At 70.0% G+C, this 17682-nt stretch carries 17 protein-coding genes; 2 read left to right on the plus strand and 15 right to left on the minus strand.

Translation table 11 applies throughout. From position 1 onward, the window contains the following. Positions 1–5: 5 nt before the first annotated feature. The gene (locus ACIA73_RS19120; protein WP_399439733.1) at positions 6–1244 is read right to left on the minus strand and encodes an FAD-dependent monooxygenase; all 1239 of its coding nucleotides are present in this window, start codon (positions 1242–1244) and stop codon (positions 6–8) included. An 82-nt stretch (positions 1245–1326) separates the two neighbouring features. Between ACIA73_RS19120 and ACIA73_RS19125 the strand changes: the two genes are divergently transcribed. Together ACIA73_RS19125 and ACIA73_RS19130 are read left to right on the plus strand one after the other, a co-directional pair. Then, the gene (locus tag ACIA73_RS19125; protein WP_399439734.1) at positions 1327–1983 is read left to right on the plus strand and encodes a TetR/AcrR family transcriptional regulator; all 657 of its coding nucleotides are present in this window, start codon (positions 1327–1329) and stop codon (positions 1981–1983) included. Between the two features lie 268 nt (positions 1984–2251). After that, positions 2252–2761 carry a hypothetical protein gene (locus ACIA73_RS19130; protein WP_399439735.1) on the plus strand — a complete coding sequence of 170 codons (510 nt, stop codon included), beginning with the start codon at positions 2252–2254 and terminating at the stop codon, positions 2759–2761. A 79-nt stretch (positions 2762–2840) separates the two neighbouring features. On the opposite strand, the gene ACIA73_RS19135 is transcribed toward ACIA73_RS19130, so the two are convergent. The 14 genes from ACIA73_RS19135 to ACIA73_RS19200 all read right to left on the minus strand — a co-directional run bounded on the left by ACIA73_RS19135 (position 2841) and on the right by ACIA73_RS19200 (position 17592). After that, complete coding sequence (locus ACIA73_RS19135; RefSeq protein ID WP_399439736.1) at positions 2841–3299, minus strand: hypothetical protein; 459 nt, start codon at positions 3297–3299, stop codon at positions 2841–2843. 132 nt (positions 3300–3431) lie between these two features. After that, the gene (locus tag ACIA73_RS19140; protein ID WP_399439738.1) at positions 3432–4115 is read right to left on the minus strand and encodes a uracil-DNA glycosylase; all 684 of its coding nucleotides are present in this window, start codon (positions 4113–4115) and stop codon (positions 3432–3434) included. A gap of 120 nt (positions 4116–4235) precedes the next feature. Continuing rightward, entirely contained in the window at positions 4236–5804 is a 1569-nt protein-coding gene (locus tag ACIA73_RS19145) for an ABC transporter substrate-binding protein (protein WP_399439739.1), read from the minus strand. A 132-nt stretch (positions 5805–5936) separates the two neighbouring features. Further along, on the minus strand, positions 5937–6698 hold the full coding sequence (locus tag ACIA73_RS19150) for an SDR family oxidoreductase (protein ID WP_399439740.1): 762 nt from the start codon (positions 6696–6698) through the stop codon (positions 5937–5939). Positions 6699–6740: 42 nt separating this feature from the next. After that, positions 6741–7502, minus strand: coding sequence for a 3-oxoacyl-ACP reductase FabG (fabG, locus tag ACIA73_RS19155; protein WP_399439741.1), 762 nt, complete (start codon positions 7500–7502; stop codon positions 6741–6743). Between the two features lie 188 nt (positions 7503–7690). Continuing rightward, entirely contained in the window at positions 7691–8107 is a 417-nt protein-coding gene (locus ACIA73_RS19160) for a DUF3037 domain-containing protein (protein ID WP_399439742.1), read from the minus strand. Next, entirely contained in the window at positions 8104–8982 is an 879-nt protein-coding gene (locus ACIA73_RS19165) for a HipA family kinase (protein ID WP_399439743.1), read from the minus strand. The genes ACIA73_RS19160 and ACIA73_RS19165 overlap by 4 nt, the downstream gene beginning before the upstream one ends. Before the next feature lie 135 nt (positions 8983–9117). Continuing rightward, positions 9118–9996, minus strand: a complete 879-nt coding sequence (locus ACIA73_RS19170; RefSeq protein WP_399439744.1) for a heparin lyase I family protein — start codon at positions 9994–9996, stop codon at positions 9118–9120. 2 nt (positions 9997–9998) lie between these two features. After that, positions 9999–12020, minus strand: a complete 2022-nt coding sequence (locus ACIA73_RS19175) for a PQQ-binding-like beta-propeller repeat protein (RefSeq protein ID WP_399439745.1) — start codon at positions 12018–12020, stop codon at positions 9999–10001. A 128-nt stretch (positions 12021–12148) separates the two neighbouring features. Further along, the gene (locus ACIA73_RS19180; RefSeq protein WP_399439746.1) at positions 12149–13162 is read right to left on the minus strand and encodes a hydroxyacid dehydrogenase; all 1014 of its coding nucleotides are present in this window, start codon (positions 13160–13162) and stop codon (positions 12149–12151) included. Positions 13163–13186: 24 nt separating this feature from the next. Continuing rightward, entirely contained in the window at positions 13187–14131 is a 945-nt protein-coding gene (locus tag ACIA73_RS19185) for a carbohydrate ABC transporter permease (protein WP_399439747.1), read from the minus strand. Then, positions 14128–15024, minus strand: coding sequence for a carbohydrate ABC transporter permease (locus tag ACIA73_RS19190; protein ID WP_399439748.1), 897 nt, complete (start codon positions 15022–15024; stop codon positions 14128–14130). Before ACIA73_RS19190 ends, ACIA73_RS19185 begins: the two co-directional genes overlap by 4 nt. A 33-nt stretch (positions 15025–15057) precedes the next feature. Continuing rightward, on the minus strand, positions 15058–16365 hold the full coding sequence (locus ACIA73_RS19195; protein ID WP_399439749.1) for an ABC transporter substrate-binding protein: 1308 nt from the start codon (positions 16363–16365) through the stop codon (positions 15058–15060). A gap of 135 nt (positions 16366–16500) precedes the next feature. Continuing rightward, positions 16501–17592, minus strand: coding sequence for a LacI family DNA-binding transcriptional regulator (locus tag ACIA73_RS19200; RefSeq protein WP_399439750.1), 1092 nt, complete (start codon positions 17590–17592; stop codon positions 16501–16503). Between the last annotated feature and the right edge of the window lie 90 nt (positions 17593–17682).

The raw sequence follows: 17682 nt of genomic DNA on the forward strand, positions 1-17682 counted from the left end.
TGGCGCTATGCCTGGTGCGCCTGTCGTGCCTGGTGGACGGGTGTCCGGGCAGCATACGTGCGCTGCGGAGGCTGCCAGTCGCAGACTCCGTCGAAGGCCCGCAGGGCGAGTGCCGAGGGGCCGAGGCTCGCCAGCCTGAGCAGGGTGTCGCGGACGGCGGCCGCGGGTGCGCTGTCCAGCATCGCCAGCTTGGCGATCTTCGCGGACTTGGCGACGATCCCGGTGGTACGCGGCAGCCGGTCGGCGGTGAACGCGGCCAGTGCGGCGCCCAGTTGTGCCTGCGAGGCGGCCGGGTCGAGGTGCTGGCCGAGGACGACGCCGTCCTCGATGGACTGGTTGCCGCCCTGGCCCATGGTGGGGCACATGGCGTGCGCGGCGTCGCCGATCAGCACGGTGCGGCCCTTGTGGAAGGTGTCCAGCGGGGTGCTCATGTGGAAGACGTCGTGCCGCAGGACCTTGGCGTCCTCGGCGGCGGCGAGGATCTGCGGCACGGGGTGGTGCCAGTCGCCGAAGCGGCGCAGGAGTTCCGCCTTCTCTCCGTCGGTACTGCGACCGCCGACGGCCGCGTGGGCGGCGGCGTAGGCGTAGATCCGGCCGTCCTTGAGGGGCTGGGTGCCCCAGAGCCGGCCGCGCCCCCAGGTCTCGTGCGGCGGGAAGGGCTCGGCGGGGGCGGGGACGACGACCCGCCAGGTGGTGAATCCGGCGTAGACGGCTCCGGGGTACGCCGGGAAGAGGACACCGCGCACACCCGACCTGACACCGTCGGCGCCGATGACCAGGTCGGCCTGGAGGTCGCCCGCTTCGGTACGGACCACGGCGGGCCGCCCGCCGGGCTCGCCCGCGTCCACCAGGGTGGCGGCGGCCCCGGTGCGGACGATGTCCCCGGGCAGTGCGGAGCGCAGGACGTCCACGAGGGTGGCGCGGTGCAGCAGGACCAGCGGGCCGCCGAAGCGTTCGCTCGCGGCGGCGCTGTCGGTACGGGAGAGCCAGCGGCCGTTCGGAGCGCGCATCCCGCCCTCGCCCTGCCAGGCGGCCAGGTCGCGGACCGTGCCGCCGAGACCGATGACGTCCAGGGCGCGCAGCGAGTTGGGGGCGAGGCCGATTCCGGCGCCCACCGGGTCCAGCGACTCGGCCCGTTCGAGAACGGTGACCTGCCAGCCCCGCTGGTGCAGGGCGACGGCGGCGGTGAGGCCGCCGATGCCGCTGCCGACGACCACCGCACGGGCTTGCTTCTGCTGGGACATGGTTGACCCCTCCAGGGAAACTACATCTGTAGTGACGTGCTGCACGCTACTACAGATGTAGTTCAGACGGTAGATTGGCCTCATGAACGCACGCACCGCACCCCCGTCGAGCTTTGCGGCCCCCGCCCCGACCCGGGCCGAGCGGATCGCGGACGCCGCGCTGAAACTCCTGGTGGAACGGGGGATGCGCGGCCTCACCCATCGGGCGGTGGACGAGGTGGCGGGGCTTCCGCAAGGGTCGACGTCGAATTACGCACGCACCCGGCAGGCACTGCTGGAGGCGGCCGTGCAGCGGCTGGCGGTGCTGGAGTCGAAGGCGCTCGGGCTGGGCGAGCTGCCCGGGGCCGGGACCGAAGCGGGAGCGGGTGCCGGCGCGGATGCGCGGCCGGACCTGGAGGAGCTGCTCGGCGTCCTCGCGGGCCTGCTGCACCGGCATCTCACCGGACACCGGGACATGCTGGTGGCCCGCTACGAGCTGGGCCTCGAAGCCACCCGGCGGCCAGAGCTGCGGAAGGTCTACGACGCGGCGGGGCGGAGCAGGTTCAACGAGCCACTGGTGGCGATGATGACCGCGGCCGGTTCGCGGGAGCCCGAGCGGCACGCGTTGTCACTGGTCGCCTGGGTGGAGGGGCTGATGTACGCGTGCGCGGCGGGCTCCTACCACTCGGCGGTTCCCTCCGAGGAGGAACTGCGCACCGGATTCGGCGAGTTGCTGCGCGGCATGCTGGGGTCGCGGTAAGAGCCTGTGTCTAAACCCCGGTCGGATCAGCGAACGTCGTCTGGTGCGTGCGATCGCAAGGCGCTGGAAGGTCCTCGTAGCGGAGCTACTAGGGCATTTCGGCAACGCCGCGAGCGTGCGTGCCAGACGGCGGGCGCCCGGCCGGGGTTTAGACACAGGCTCTAAGCACGGACGGACCCCGTCACTCGTGTGGGCCAATATCGGTCCCTCGGCTTCCCCAATCGGGGCCGGGATCAGCAGAGTTGCGCGGGTGCACCGAACAAGAACCGTGACGAGAACCGCAGCGACGTTCCTGGTGGGGGTGGCCGTGACGGCCGCCTCGGGCTGTATGGCCGCCGACCGGGGCGAGCCCGACGCCGTACCCCGGCAGCCATCGGCACCCCGGTCCCCCGCTGCTCTGCCGCCACAGCCCGCCGGACAGGGCGGACAGCCGGAGCGGCTCGTCGAGGCGCCCGTCCACGAGGTGCTGGAGGCCGCCCTGCTGCCGTCCGAGCTGACGCCGCCCACCTCCGAGCCCCGGCAGCCCGCCGCCGGACCGCAGCAGAAGCCCCGGCCCGCCGCTCCCCCGAAGCCGCGCCGGACGGGCCACCGCACCGCCCCCGAACCGGACGGGCCCCGCCCCCCTCACCGGCCGCCGCACCACGAGGCGGACCCGCCGGCCGCCCTGCCGGAGGTGCCGGTCAGCGCCGCCGACGTCTGCGCACTGGGCACCGGATACGGCGGCTGGAGCCCGAACAGCCCGAAGGCCCGCATCTGCCGCGACACATACGGGAAATGAGATACGGGGCGGACGGAGGGGTGCCGGGGTGATTGGCCCCAGCCCCCAGCCCCCAGCCCCCAGCCCCCGCACTCCGCCCCTACTCCCCCGCCAACCGCTCCTCCAGCCGCCCGATCTCCGCCCGCACCCCGTGCCCGTAGCTGTCCTCCACCAGGACGGCACAGGATTCCCGCGCCCGTCGCAGATGGCTCCGCGCGGCCTCCGGGCGCCCCAGTTTCGCGTAGTCCCTCGCCAGACCGAGGTGGAGCGACGGATGGAATCCGTCCAGCCCTGCCGCCGCCGCTTCCCCCGCGGCGCCTTCTGCCGCCGCCAACGCCCGCAGGTCCCAGAGCAGTTCGTCGCGCGGGTCGTCCTGGGCGTCCGCCATGTAGTGCGCCAGCAGACACCGGTGCCCGGGGTCGCCCCGGGCACCGATCTCTTCCCACAACGCGCCGAACCGGCTGCGCGCCTCCTCCCGGTCACCTGCGTGGAGCAGCATCGCCGTCTGCCCGATCCGGGTCATCACGGCATCCTCCGACGCCTCCTGCTGCTCCACCACTCCGGCCGCCCTCCGCTGAGCTGCTCCCGCACGGCCCGGACGCTCCGCTGCGCCCGTCCGCCGTGGCCGCATACGACGAGGTATCCGACGTAACGGAAAGCTAGCCGCAGCCACCGGCAATCGGGCTCAGGCTCAGCCCAGGTCCGGGACGGTCCAGTCGATCGCCTCGTGGCCCTGCTCCGCGATCGCCGCGTTGATCCGGGTGAAGGGCTGCGAGCCGAACCACTTCTTGGCGGACAGCGGCGAGGGGTGCGCGCCCGCCACCACGGCGTGCTTCTCGGTGTCGATCAGCGGCAGCTTCTTCTGCGCGTAGTTCCCCCAGAGCACGAAGACCGCCGGGTCCGGGCGCTCGACGACCGCGCGGATCACGGCGTCGGTGAACTTCTCCCAGCCCTTGCCCTTGTGCGAGTTCGCCTCGCCCTTGCGGACCGTGAGCACCGCGTTGAGCAGCAGGACGCCCTGCTCGGCCCACGGCATCAGATAGCCGTTGTCCGGAATCGGGGTGCCCAGCTCGGCCTGCATCTCCTTGTAGATGTTGCGCAGCGACGGCGGAGTCCTGACGCCGGGCTGCACGGAGAAGCACAGACCGTGCCCCTGGCCCTCGCCGTGGTAGGGGTCCTGGCCGAGGACCAGGACCTTCACCTTGTCGTACGGGGTGGCGGCGAGGGCGGCGAAGACGTCCTCACGCGGCGGGTAGACCGGCCCCTTCGCCCGTTCGTCCTCGACGAACTCCAGGAGCTCCTTGAAGTAGGGCTTCTGCAGTTCCTCGCCGAGGACGCCGCGCCAGGACTCGGGCAGCATCTGGGTGTCGGTCACGTCAACAACCTCCGGTAAACGATCCGTTCTCTGTTCCGAGAACCTACCGGCCACCACTGACAACGCCGTCCGCGAGCCCCGGCGCCCCCTCCGGGCACCGCCGGTGCGGCGCCGCCCCGCCTAGTCCCAGCTGGTCTTGCGGTACAGCTCCCACACCTGCATCACCGTCTGCGGGTCGAGCGCCCGCTCGGTGCCTCCGATGTCCTCGGAGGCGGCGACGTACATCTTGCCCTGCCAGAGCGGCAGCAGCCGGATGTCCTTCTCCAGGACCTCCTGGGCCCGCACGAAGTACGGCAGGGCGCGCTTGCGGTCGGCCTCGCTGCGCGACTTCGGGAGCAGCCGGCCGGTGATCTCGGGCGAGAGGTACGGCGTGGAGATCGCGTTGCGCTCCCCGACGAAGGGGGAGACGAAACTGTCCGGGTCCGGGTAGTCCGGCGCCCAGCCACGGCCGAAGACCGGGAACTCGCCCTTCTGCACACCCTCCTGGAAGAGTTTCCAGGGACGTCCCTGCACAGTGACGCGGAACAGCCCGGATTCCTCCAGCTGCCGCTTCAGTTCGGCGAATTCCAGCGCGGTCGCCGAGCCGTAGCGGTCGGTCGGGTACCAGAGGGCCAGCGGGACGACCCCGCGGACACCGGCCGCGCGCAGGGTGCGCTTCGCCGCCTGCGGGTCCGGTTCGCCGTAGCTGTCGAAGAAGTTGGTGGTGTGGCCCGCGATGCCGGCCGGGACCATGGAGTACAGGGGTTCGGCGGTCCCCTTGTAGACCTTGTCGACGAGCGCGCGCCGGTCGACGAGCTGGGCGATGGCCCGCCGGACGGCCGGCTTGGCGGCGTTCGGGTCCTTGGGGTTGAAGACCAGGTAGTGGATCTCCGAGCCGGGCGACTCGGTGACCTTGACCGGGCCGTTCACCTGCTGCTGGAGGGCGACGACCTGCTCCGCGGTGAGACCTCGGAAGGTGGCGTCGATCTGCTTGGCCTTGAGTGCCTGGACCATCTTCGCGGAGTCGTCGAAGTAGCGGATGGTGACGTTCTTGTTCTTCCGGTCGGCGAAGCCCTTGTACGTCTCGTTGCTCACCAGGTCCGCGCCGGAGTCCTGGCCCTCGGGACGGTAGGCCTGCACGGTGTACGGCCCGGAGCCCGTCACCGTGTCGCCGGAGCGCAGCCCGTCGGCCGGGTAGGCGGCCGGGCCGACCAGCGACATGCCGGGGGTCGCGAGGACGAACGGGAAGGTGGCGTCCGGCTTGTTGAGGCGGAAGACCACCTTCACCGGGCTCTGTACCTCGACCTTGTCCAGGCTGGAGAGCAGTTCCCGGGGGCCGCCCTCGGCCTTGATCCGGACGATCCGGTCGAAGGTGTGCTTGACGGCCGCCGCGTCCAGCGCGGTGCCGTCGGAGAAGGTCAGTCCTGGCCGGAGCTCGCACTCGTACACGCGGTGCGTCCGGTCGGCGAAGTCGCACGCCTTCGCCGCGTCCACGGTGGGTTCCGAGCTGCCGGTGGGGTAACTCAGCAGGGTCTGGTAAACGTTGCGGTAGAGCTCCCAGGAGCCGTCCCAGGCCCCGGCGGGGTCGAGGGTGCTCGGTTTGCTGGTCGTACCGACGGTGATCTTCCCGTCCGACCCGGCACTGTCATCGGTCAGCACCCCGCAACCTGCCAGCAGGGATATGGATATCAGGGCTGCGGCCGTCCGCATTCTCCTGGCCCGGTAAAGCACGCGCGCACACTCCTAGTTCGGCCGAGGGATCGGCAGAACATACCGCAACGGCCCGCCGGGGCAAGGGGGTTGTCCGGCGAGCCGTTCACAACTCGGGAACGATCAGTTCCGTCAGCCCACACCGGCGTTGAGGAAAATCCCCCCATCCACCACAAGTGTCTGTCCGGTGACCCAGTCGGACTGGGCGGAAGTGAGGAAGGCCGCGGCTCCGCCGATGTCGGCGGGCACGCCGAGGCGGCCGAGCGGGTAGGCTGCGGCGGCTTCCTCCTCGCGGCCCTCGTACAGCGCCTGGGCGAACTTGGTCTTGACGACCGCCGGGGCGATCGCGTTGACCCGTACCGCCGGCGCGAACTCGTGCGCCAGCTGGACCGTGAGGTTGATCATCGCGGCCTTGCTGATGCCGTACGCCCCGATGAACGGCGAGGCCGAAACCCCGGCCACCGACGCGATGTTGACGATCGCGCCGCCGTTGGCGCTCTGCCAGGCCTTCCAGGTCTGCTGGGCGAAGCCGAGCGCCGAGAGGACATTGGTCTCGAAGACCTTGCGGGCGACGTTGAGGTCCATCTCGGCCATCGGGCCGAACACCGGGTTGGTTCCGGCGTTGTTGATCAGGTGGTCGACCCGGCCGAAGGCCTCCATGGTGCGCTCGACGGCCACCGCTTGGTGGGCCTCGTCGTGTGCCTTGCCCGCGACCCCGATCACCCGGTCCGCGCCGAGCTTCTCGACGGCCTCCTTGAGGGCGTCCTCGTTGCGCCCGGTGATGCACACCCGGTCGCCACGGGCGACCAGCGCCTGGGCGATGCCGTAGCCGATGCCCCGGCTGGCGCCGGTGATCAGCGCGACCTTGCCGCTTTCCTGCACTTCTTCCGCCATGTGTGAAGTCCCTTTGTGGTGAGAGCCGATGTCCGGGGGGGGTCAGTTGAGCGGGCCGCCCGCGACGTACATGACCTGACCCGAGACGAAGCCTGCCGCGTCGCCGGTGAAGAAGGCGATGGCGTTGGCGATGTCCTCGGGGAAGCCGACGCGCTGCACCGGGATCTGGGTGGCCGCGGCGGCCTGGAAGTCCTCGAAGCCCATGCCGACGCGCTCGGCGGTCTGCGCGGTCATCTCGGTGACGATGAAGCCGGGGGCCACCGAGTTGGCGGTGACGCCGAACTTGCCGAGCTCCTTGGCGAGGGTCTTGGTGAAGCCCTGGAGTCCGGCCTTGGCGGCGGCGTAGTTGACCTGGCCGCGGTTGCCGAGCGCCGAGGAGGAGGACAGGTTGACGATACGGCCGAACTTGGCGTCGACCATGTGCTTCTGGCAGGCGCGGGACATCAGGAACGCACCCTTGAGGTGAACGCCCATGACCAGGTCCCAGTCGGACTCGCTCATCTTGAAGAGCAGGTTGTCGCGCAGTACGCCCGCGTTGTTCACCAGGATGGTGGGCGCGCCCAGCTCGGTGGCGACCCGGTCCACGGCGGCGGTGACCTGCGCCTCGTTGGAGACGTCGCAGCCGACCGCGAGGGCCCTGCCGCCGGCCGCGGTGATCTTCTCGACGGTGTCCTTGCAGGCCGCCTCGTCGAGGTCGAGTACGGCGACGGCACGGCCCTCGGCCGCGAGCCGGATGGCGGTGGCGGCGCCAATGCCGCGCGCCGCACCGGTGACGATCGCTACGCGCTGCTCGGTGGTGGACATCCTGTGTTCTCCTCGCGATGGGGGACCGCTCGACCGCTGAGCAACCGCTTAGTAGGCCCAGCAGACGAGACGCTAGAAGCCACGGCACCCGGTGTCAACGGCCGCTCGGCCACCCGACGAAGATCACACGTGTGAAGCGCGGGGCCCGCGTGCGCGCAGGCGGAGGCCCGCGCACGCGCACGAGGCCCTCAGCGCACCAATACCTCGAACAACCGGGCCAGTTCCGCCTCGGGATCGGCGGTCAGTCCGGTGTGCACGGGCCCTGGCTGTACGACGGCGGAGCGCGGCGCACTCAGCCAGCGGAATCGCCGCCCCGGATCGTCGCCCGCCGCCTGACCCGCCGGGTCTCCGCCACCGCAGACCCTTGCGACGGCGCCGAGCGCGGCCCGTACTCCCCTCACGTCCGCCTGCGGGTCCAGCACGAGGAGCTTGGCCTCGTCCAAGTGGGTGAGGGCGGCGGCGTACGACTTGGCCCGGCAGTAGACCATCACCCCGGCGTTGAACATCTCGCCACGCTCGACCCGGGGCACCACGCGGACCAGGGCGTACTCGAAGACGTACCGCTGGACGGGGGCCCTCCCGGTGCCGCTCTGCTGCTCACTCACTTGGCGCCGCCGTCCTGCTGGGCCTGCTCGGCCTGCTTCTGCTGGTCCTTCGTGGGGTGCGGCCACGGCTTGACGTGGTCCGTCAGCCAGCCCGGCGCCTGCGAGGGGCGGTCCTTGGTCGGCGCTTCGAGGGTGATCCGCTCGTGGATGGTCGCGGCGCGCGGCAGCAGTGCGTCCACATAGGCGCGGCGCAGCTGGTCGGGGCTGTCGAAGCCGGGCTCGTCGGTCAGCCATACGTCGGGCACCTGGGCGGCGACCTCGGTGAGGAGTTCCTCGGTGACCAGGGGGGCCAGGTCGCGGGCGGCGGTCGCGATGTCGGGGCGGAAGCGGGCGAGTGCGTGGTCGGAGGCGTTGTAGGGCTTGGATGCGGCGGCCTGGGCGGTGGGCCAGTTGTGCTGCCAGATCATGGTGGCGCCGTGGTCGATGAGCCACAGGTCGCCGTGCCAGACCATCATGTTGGGGTTGCGCCAGGACCGGTCGACGTTGTTGATCAGTGCGTCGAACCAGACGACCCGGCCCGCCTCGGCCGCACTCACCTCGTACGCGAGCGGGTCGAAGCCGATCGATCCCGGCAGGAAGTCCATCCCGAGGTTCAGCCCGCCGCTCGCCTTGAGCAGCTCCTGCACCTCCTGGTCGGGCTCGCCGAGCCCGATGACCGGGTCCAGCTCCATCGCGACCAGCCGGGGCACTCGCAGCCCGAGCCGGCGGCCCAGTTCCCCGCAGACGACCTCGGCCACCAGGGTCTTGCGGCCCTGGCCGGCGCCGGTGAACTTCATGACGTACGTTCCCAGGTCGTCGGCCTCGACGATTCCGGGGAGCGAGCCGCCCTCACGCAGGGGCGTGACGTAGCGGGTCGCGATGACTTCGGTCAGCATTTTCTCAGGCTATACGGCACTGCATCCTGCACATCCACGGAGCACCACCGAGCACCTTCGACCGGGCCAGGCTGCCCCGGACGCCCCCCGCCACGGCGGGGCGGCGGGGCGCGTCCGGGGAGGTGGTTCCGGGGCTCACTGCTGGGCGAGATCCAGGATCCGGATGTTGTCGTGGTGGACGACGCGCGTGGGCACGTCCCCCTTCTCGATCGACTCGTCGGGACGGTAGAGACCCCACTTGAGGTAGCCGAAGTCGGTCGGGTTCTCGGGGTGGAAGGTCTGCACGTCGTCGTACGTCTTGCGCAACGTGAAGTCCGGTTCGCCCGGCATCCGGGTGGAGATCCTGTAGTAGCCGGTCTTGTCGTCCGTCCAGCTCACGTCCACCCGGAAGCTCATCCACTTGTTGACGTACGGCCGGAAGTCGTCGACCACCGTGGCCTGCAGGCCAAGGATCGGCGACCGGAAAGCGATGCTGTTCCGCTTGGTCATCAGGTAGAAGGACGGCTTGTTCCCACCGGCGTGCTTCCCCTGGAAGAAGATGTCGCCGGTCTGCGAGTCGCCCGGTTCGTACGTCTTCCAGTCCTTCAACAGGACGTCGAACTCGTACCGGTGCTTGTCGCCGACGTGGATCTGCCCCGCCGGGAGAGCGTTGGTGGCGCTCTCGCTGCGCGGGGCCCCGTCGGACACGTAGTCGGGGTTGCCGAGCGTCACCTTGTGGGCGATCGCGTGGTCGTCCCCCGACTTGACGACGTACGAGGCGTCCTTCGCCTTGGCGTGTGTCGTGGTCAGGCCGGGAATGCCCGAATTCAGGCTGCCGTCCTTGTAGTTGACGTCCAGCAGGGGCGCGGCGCTGCGGGCCTCATCCGTCGCGGGCCGGGCCGTCTCCTCCTGGCCTGCCTGGGCGGTGGCCAGACACACGAGGGTCAATGTCCCTGCCAGCCCTGCGGCGGCAGCGATCCTCGTCTTCCTCTTCCGCGTCGACCGGTGCGTCGTCCTGCCGTGTGCGTTCGCCATGTTCAGCTCGCCTTCCGGTCGTCGATGCACACGAGGTCGTGCCCGCGCAAGGTGTAGAGCCTGCCGTCACTGTCTGTGTTCACGTGCGGGCCGCTGTACCAGGCGCCGTTGATATCGGGTACGACCGTGCTGACGGCGAAGGTCTTCGGGTGGAAGCGGAAGAGGGTGGTGTCGGAGACGCCGTAGACCATTCCCCGGCTGGTGACCATGGCCGCGAATCCGGGACAAATGTCGCCGTGATCGGCGGTGTGGACCACCTTGCGGGTCTTCAGGGCGATGACGAAGAAGCCGCCCTGCCTGGTGAGTCCGTACAGGTTGGCGCCCTGGACCGCCAGCGCGGCCACGCCCGCGGGCAGGGACGTGGGCAGGTCGGTGCGCCACAGCTCCTTCCCGGCGACCGGGTCGAAGGCGACGATCGTGCCGCGCGGCCCCTTCGTGGTGGGGTTGTCGCCGCCGAGGTAGGCGACGCCGTCCCGGGTGGTGACCGCGCGCACGAGCTGGATGTCGTCGACCGGGTTGATGAAGGCCTGCTTCTTGCCCGTCTTCGGCGCATACGTCCACAGCGAGCCGCCGCCCTCGGTGTCGGACTGCGCACCGACGAGGAGCAGCCGGTTGACCGGGTCGTGGCAGACGTCGAGCGGCCGGTTCTGTTCGCTCGGGAACGAGGCGAGCTGGTGGGGCTGCTTGTCCGCAGAGGGGTCGTACGTCCACATGCCCTGCGAGCTGTACTGGCCGGTGTAGAGCACTCCGGCCAGCAGCTCGGCGTCCTTGGCCTCACCGGGCGCCCGGAGGTTGAGCACCTTGCCGGTGCGCGGCTCATGGCGTGCGATGACGTTGTTGCCGCCGACGAAGACGTACCTGTCGTCGGAGGCGATGCCCATCGCGGTCTGATGGCTGAGCGGGGCGCCCGCCTTGCCGAGCTCGGTGATGACGGAGGTACGGGCAGCCAGGTCGATCTCCCCGACGAAGCCGTAGCCGGAGACGACGCTCAGTTTCCCGTCGACGTGGTCGAGGCCCCAGATCTCGCCGAGGTCGGGGCCTTCGAACTCGACGGAGGCGAGCGCCCTGGTCGCCGTCGAGTAGGAGTGCAGACCGGCGTCGGACGCGAAGTAGATCGTGTCGCCGTCCGCCGTCAGGGTCTTGGCCACCTTGCCCTCGGTGGTTTTCACCGTGTACGAGGAGAGGTCCGCCAGGTCCATGACGGCGAGCTTGGCGGGCTCGGTCGATCCCGACGTGCTGACGACGAGGTGGTCGCCGACGACGGCGAGTTCACGCACGCTGGGGTCCTTCTCCAGCTCCGTCGGCGTGACGTTGCTGAACGTGCCCTTCGCCCGGTCGTACGCGTACAGCGACGCCTTGCTCGCATCGCCGCCGCCGGCCAGGAGGCTGCCGGCCCCGAAGAAGACGGTCGTGTCCGTGGCCGCGACGGCCTTGGCCAGACCGGCCTTGGGGTCGGGGATGCCGAGGCTGGTCGTCCTGCCGTCGGCCGGGTCGTACATCCACAGGGCGGGGGCCTTCCCGGGGACGCCGCCCACGGCGTACACGGTGCCGTCGGGGGCGACGGCCAGTTCGCGGATGTCGCGGTCCCCGGTCCGGCCGACGCCCACGGCGGGCTTGTCCGGGGTGCGCAGGTCCCACTGGTAGAGGTTGGGCTTGCCCTCGTCGCCCTTGGTGAGGATGCCTGCGTACAGGTACCTGCCGTCCTTGTCGGCGGCGAGTGCCTGGATCGAGTGCCCGTAGCCGAGTTCGGTCCGCGAGACCACCTTGCGGGTCGGCAGGTGGAACGCGATCACCTGGGTGGGGGTGATGTTGCGTGATCCGATGTAGACGGTGTCACCGACCTGGATCCCGCTCATGAGCGCGAACTGGGTGAGGGCAGGACCGAGGTCGGCTATGCGGGTACGGAAACCGTCCGGCGCGGCCTGGGCGGGTGCGGTGAGCAGCGGTGACGCCATCGCCGCGAGGCCGATGCCGCCGCCTGCCCACAGTACGCTGCGCCTGCTGATCGGCTTTGAATGGTGCACGTGAACTCCTTTGGTCGTCCGTGCGGGACTTGTGGGGGGGGTGAGCGCACAAAGGGTGAGCGGAGCTCACGGGAAGGCGCTGCTGGCCGGTGGGTGGGAGCGGTGCGTGGGGGCACCGCTCCCACCCGTCAGGCCGACGTCGCCAGGGCCGCCTGGTGCACGGCGTGGGCGAACGGTCTCTGTGCGCAGTAGCGCTCGACCTCGTCGAGGGCACTGCGGGTGATGCGCCGGAGCTCGCCGCCGAGCGAGCCCGCGATGTGGGGGGTCAGCAGAACGTTGGGCAGGGAGTAGAGGGGTGAAGTGGGGGGCAGCACCTCCGGTTCGGTGACGTCGATGACCGCGTGGATGCGGCCGGTCGCGGCCTCGGCGGTGAGCGCGACGGTGTCGACGAGCGAGCCACGGGCCGTGTTGACGAGCGTGGCGCCGTCCTTCATCGCCGCCAGCCGGCGCGCGTCCATGAGGTGACGGGTCTCCGGCAGGGCGGGTGCGTGCAGGGAGACGACGTCCGAGTCCGCGACCAGTCGGTCCAGGCCGACATGGCGGGCGCCGAGCTCCGCGGCCTGCGCCGCGTCGACGTACGGGTCGGCGAGCAGCAGGTCGAGGTCGTACGGCCGCAGCAGTTCGAGCACCTTGCGGCCGATGAGCGAGGCACCGACCACGCCCACGGTCCTGCGGTAGTTGCCGAACCCGGGGAAGCGCTGCGACCAGTCGGACACGTCACGGTGCTCGCGGTAGAGACCGCCGATCTCCAGGACGCGCTTGTTGGCGAAGAGGATCGCGGCGACGGTGTACTCGGCGACCGGTACGGCGTTGGCCGCGGCCGCCGACGACACCACGATTCCGCGGTCCCAACAGGCTTGCGTCACATGGTGCTTGACGCTGCCCGCGGCGTGCACGACCGCCTTCAGGGCCGGTGCGCGGGCCAGTACGTCCTCGTCCAGGACCGGACAGCCCCAGGAGGTGATCAGGATTTCGACCTCGTTCAGGGCCGGCTCGTCGTCGAAGTCCTCGGCCAGATGGTCCGGATCGATGTCGGCGTACGCCGTCAGACGCTGCCTCTCGGCGGGCGGGAACAGTGCGTCGCGGTGCCGGCGGCCCATGGCGAACAGGGCGCGGGGCCGGGGGGCCACGGTCGGGTACATGGGGAAATTCCTCACGGTCGTGGCCTACTTGACGGCGCCGGCCGTCATGCCGGACTTCCAGAACCGTTGCAGCATCAGGAAGACGATGATCAGCGGGACGACGGACACCAGTGAGCCGACGACGGCCAGCAGGTAGTCCTCGGGGTGGCCCTGGGAGAGTGCGGAGGAGTACCAGACGTACAGCCCGAGGTTGACCGGGTAGAGGTCCTGGTCGGACAGCATCACCAGGGGCAGGAAGAAGCTGTTCCAGATCTGGGTGAACTGGAAGAGGAAGATGGTCACGAAGCCGGGCGCCATCATCGGGAGGGCGATCCGGCAGAAGGTCTTGAACTCCCCGGCGCCGTCCATCCGCGCGGCCTCCAGGACTTCGTCGGGCACATAGGCGCCGCTGAAGACGCGGGCCAGATACACGCCGAACGGGAAGACCAGACCGGGCACGAACACGCTCCAGAACGTGTTCACCACGCCCGCCTCGGCGGCGAGCAGGTACAGCGGGATCGCCAGGGCCGTGCCGGGCACCATCACGCCGAGCAGCACGAGGGAGAACAGCCGCTCCTTGCCGGGAAAGGCGAGCTTGTCGAAGGCGTATCCGGCGGCGACGCTGAACAGCGACGCCAGCAGGGCGCCGATACCGGCGTACTCGACGGTGTTGAGCACCCAGCGGAGATAGACGCCGTCATCGGCCGCGAACAGCTGGTCCAGGTTCTCGGCGAGGTGGATCTCGTTGCCGAGCGCGAAGCCGTTCGTGCCGAACAGGTCCTCACGGCTCTTGGTGGAGGACAGCAGCAGCCAGGTGAGGGGCAGCAGGGTGTAGAGGGTGGCGAGACCCAGCATCGCGGTGACACCGGCCCTGGACAGCAGGACCGACCGCGGCTGCGGGGAGCGCCGCCGCTTCGGGGGCCGCGGGGCGGGGGCCACCGCGGAGGCGGAGGCGGAGGCCTCGGGGTCGAGGAGGGAGGAGTGGGTCACGGCTTGCTCCCGCGGCGTGAGATACGGGTGACGACGAACGACAGCACGGCGGCGAACACGGCGATCAGCAGCGAAGCTGCTGCCGCCAGGCCGAAGTCGTTGTTCTGGAAGGCGGCCGTCTGGACGTACATGTTGGGTGTCCAGGTGCTGCCGATCGCGCTGGAGGCGCTGTAGATGACCTTGGGCTCGGTGAAGAGCTGGATCGACCCGATGACCGTGAACAGGACGGCCAGCGCGATCGAAGGGCGGATCATCGGGACCTTGATGGACAGCGCCGTGCGCAGGGCGCCCGCGCCGTCGACCTTCGCCGCGTCCAGCGTCTCGCGGGGCACGGCCTGAAGGGCGGCGTAGAAGATGACCATGTTGTAGCCCATCCACTCCCACACGGCGATGTTGGCCGCCGAGAAGACGGCGTTGTCGGCGGAGAGGAAGCTGATGTCGATGCCGCCGGATTTCAGCAGGTCGATCACCGGGCTCAGGCCGGGTGTGTAGAGGTACACCCAGATCAGTGCGGCGATGAGACCCGGTACGGCGTGCGGCAGGAACAGCGCCAGCTGGAAGAAGCGCCGGGCCTTGGCCAGGCCGGTGTCCAGCAGCAGGGCGAGGGCGAGGGCGCCGCCGATCATCACGGGGATGTAGAGGGCGCAGTACGCGGCGACGACGAGGAAGCCGTCCAGGAACTGCGGGTCGCCCAACGCCTTCGCGTAGTTGCCCAGGCCGGAGAAGACGCTCTGCGTGCCGCCGAACCCGAGGCCGGAGGTGCGGGTGGTGAACAGGCTCAGCCAGGCGGCGTACAGCAGCGGGGCGAGGGTGACGACCGAGAACAGGACGAAGAACGGAGAGAGGAGCAACGTGGCGGTACGGCGCTGTCCACGGGTGGAGGGGGATGCCATGACGGCCTTTCTGGGTGATGCGTGGGGCGAGTGCTACGGAGCGGTGACCTTCATGCCGCGCTGCCTCATGTGCTCGACGGTGGTCTTCTCGGCATCCGAGAGCACCGTGGGCAGGTCCGCCTTGCCCTCGGCGACCTTGGGGAGCTCGTCCACGATGGCGGTGTTGGTGGTGCCCATGACCGGGCCCCAGGTCCAGCCGCGCGGGATCGCCTTGTAGGACTGAGCCCCGATGGCGTAGACGTCCTGGCCGCCGAAGTACTCCGTCCCGAACGCCTCCTTGGTGACCGGCACGAGCTCCGGATCGGCGGGGAACATGCTGCTGGTGCCGGACTTCACCCAGGCCTTCATGCCCTCGGGGTCCGTGGTGATCCACTTGATGAACTCGGCGGCGGCACCGCTGTTGTCGGACCCCTTCGGGATCACGAAGGACGAGCCTCCGTACATGCCCGAGGCCGGCTTTCCGTCCCAGGTGGGCACGGGAGCCACGGCCCACTTGCCCTTCTGGTCGGGGACGGTCGCCTGGAGCGCCCCCGCGCACCAGCTCGCGCAGACGTAGGCGACGGTCTGGTTCTTCTGGACGCTCGTCCAGAAGGGATCCAGGGTGCTCAGCGAGCGGACCAGGTCCTTGCGGGCCAGGTCGCCCCAGTAGCCGGCGACCTTCTTGGACGGGCCGTCGTCCAGGGTGGCTTTCCAGGAGTCCTTCCCGGCGCTGAACCACTGCCCGCCCGCCTGCCAGCTGAGCGCGGTGAGGAGGCCGGGGTTGTCGGTGTGGAGGACGCCGCCGCGGGCGGCGGGGTCGGCCTTCTTCACCTTCTCGGTCATGGTCCGGTAGGCGTCCCACGTCGTGGGTACGCCGATCTTGTGCCGGGCGAAGAAGTCCTTGCGGTACATCATCATCAGCGGCGCCGCGTCACGCGGAACGCCCCACGTCCGGCCGCCGAGGTTGACGAGTTGGCGCGACGCCTCGGGGAACCGGTCCTCGACCAGGGAGCCGAGCGATCCGCTGAGATCCTCGATCTTCCCCTGGGCCGCGAACTCCGGCAGGTTCGGGTACTCGACGACCGCGACGTCCGGGGCGGTGCCCGCCTTCACCGCGTTGGTGAGCTTGGAGTAGTACTCCTGGCCCGAAGGAACCGTTTCGAAGGTCACCTTGATGTCCGGGTGGCTTCGGTTGAAAGCCTTCGCCACCTCGTCGGACCCCTTGACGAAGGACCAGAAGGTGACCTTTCCGGTCTTCCCGGCCGGCGACGCGCCCTGGTCCGTCCCGCCACCGCATGCGGTGGCGAGCAGCGCAAGGGCGGTGGCGGAGCCGGCCAGGGCGACCGTGGTTCTGCGAAGCATGATGTACACCGATCGTTCGCGGGGGCGTTGACCGGAATCATTAGCCAGTAAATTGGCTTCGTCAATGCTTCAGGCTTCATTCGAAGCAAAACGAAAGCACATGATGTGATCCGAAGCCGGTCCCGGCCCCCCGCGCTACGCGCCTTCGACCGGCTCAGGGGCGGCCCCGCTGGACTCCCGCACCCGCAGCTCCGGGCGGAGCAGCAGCTCGGCCAGCGGGGCCGCCGGATCGGCGATGCGCCGCCGCAGCAGGTCGACCGCCCACGCCCCGACAGCCCGCTTGGGCGGCGCCACGGCGGTGAGCGGCACATCGCTCAGCTCGGCGACCTCGTCGTCGTACGTCACGATGGCCAGATCCTCAGGAACGCGCAGGTCACGCGCCTGCAGCAGACCGACAAGGGCGACGGCGTCGAGGTCGTTGTGGACCAGGGCGGCCCGGAGGTCGCCTGCCTCGACCGCCCGCACGAGCTCCTCGAACCAGTCGGCCGACGTCGTCCCGTCGGCCGGATCGATGCCGTACTCCGGGCCCGCCGTCAGTTCCAGGGCCCGGCACGCGGCCGCGTAACCCTCGCGGATCAGCGGCGTATTGGGGCTCTCCTCCCGCGCGACCAGAGCGATGCGCTCGTGCCCCAGCTCGGCGAGATGCCGGACCGCAAGGCCCGCACCATGGGCATGGTCGGACGCCACCTGCTCCAGCCGGCCGGCCTGGGTGCCGACCCTGCGGTCCACGAGCACGACCGGAATATCGAGCTCCGCCAGCCACTTCTCGGCCAGTTCCACGGGCTCCAATCCGGCGCGCGGCATCAGCAGCAGGCCTTCGACACCCGCCGAGATCAGCCGTCGCACCTGCTCCCGGTTCTCGGTCAGCGTCTCGCCGGACACCGCGAGCACGATGCGGACGCCGTGCGTGCGCGCCGCGTCCCGCACCCCTCGGATGATCTCGGGGTAGTAGTAGCTCCCGGGCGGAACGATCAGCCCGAAGGTGTCCCCCTGCCGCATCGCGGGCCGGGGGGCGGCAGTTCCGGCCGGGTCGGCCGAATGCGCCGCGGCCTGGGACATGACACCTCCGTGCACCCGGACGACCAGCCCCCGGCCCGCCAGATCCCGGACGTCCTGCCGCACGGTGACGGCGGAGACCCCCATCTCCTCCGCCACGTCCTTCACCTTGACCGCCCCCCGGCGCTCGACCAAGCGAAGAAGGACCTCACGCCGCTCTTCAGCCAGCACTCACGTGCCCCCTCTCTTCACAAGTGAAGCCATTTGCTTTCACTCGACAAGTGAAAGGTATCAATCAGAGGGCGGCGTCTGTCCGGTACT

It is taken from the genome of Streptomyces sp. NPDC051561 (assembly GCF_044454195.1).
GTDB lineage: Bacteria > Actinomycetota > Actinomycetes > Streptomycetales > Streptomycetaceae > Streptomyces.

What these genes read in the sequence shown, in the direction of transcription:
- ACIA73_RS19120 (WP_399439733.1), bottom strand. Translation starts at nt 1,244, where the DNA reads ATGTCCCAGCAGAAGCAAGCCCGTGCGGTGGTCGTCGGCAGCGGCATC.
- ACIA73_RS19150 (WP_399439740.1), bottom strand. Translation starts at nt 6,698, where the DNA reads ATGGCGGAAGAAGTGCAGGAAAGCGGCAAGGTCGCGCTGATCACCGGC.
- ACIA73_RS19195 (WP_399439749.1), bottom strand. Translation starts at nt 16,365, where the DNA reads ATGCTTCGCAGAACCACGGTCGCCCTGGCCGGCTCCGCCACCGCCCTT.
- ACIA73_RS19170 (WP_399439744.1), bottom strand. Translation starts at nt 9,996, where the DNA reads ATGGCGAACGCACACGGCAGGACGACGCACCGGTCGACGCGGAAGAGG.
- ACIA73_RS19165 (WP_399439743.1), bottom strand. Translation starts at nt 8,982, where the DNA reads ATGCTGACCGAAGTCATCGCGACCCGCTACGTCACGCCCCTGCGTGAG.
- fabG (WP_399439741.1), bottom strand. Translation starts at nt 7,502, where the DNA reads ATGTCCACCACCGAGCAGCGCGTAGCGATCGTCACCGGTGCGGCGCGC.
- ACIA73_RS19125 (WP_399439734.1), top strand. Translation starts at nt 1,327, where the DNA reads ATGAACGCACGCACCGCACCCCCGTCGAGCTTTGCGGCCCCCGCCCCG.
- ACIA73_RS19145 (WP_399439739.1), bottom strand. Translation starts at nt 5,804, where the DNA reads ATGCGGACGGCCGCAGCCCTGATATCCATATCCCTGCTGGCAGGTTGC.
- ACIA73_RS19190 (WP_399439748.1), bottom strand. Translation starts at nt 15,024, where the DNA reads ATGGCATCCCCCTCCACCCGTGGACAGCGCCGTACCGCCACGTTGCTC.
- ACIA73_RS19180 (WP_399439746.1), bottom strand. Translation starts at nt 13,162, where the DNA reads ATGTACCCGACCGTGGCCCCCCGGCCCCGCGCCCTGTTCGCCATGGGC.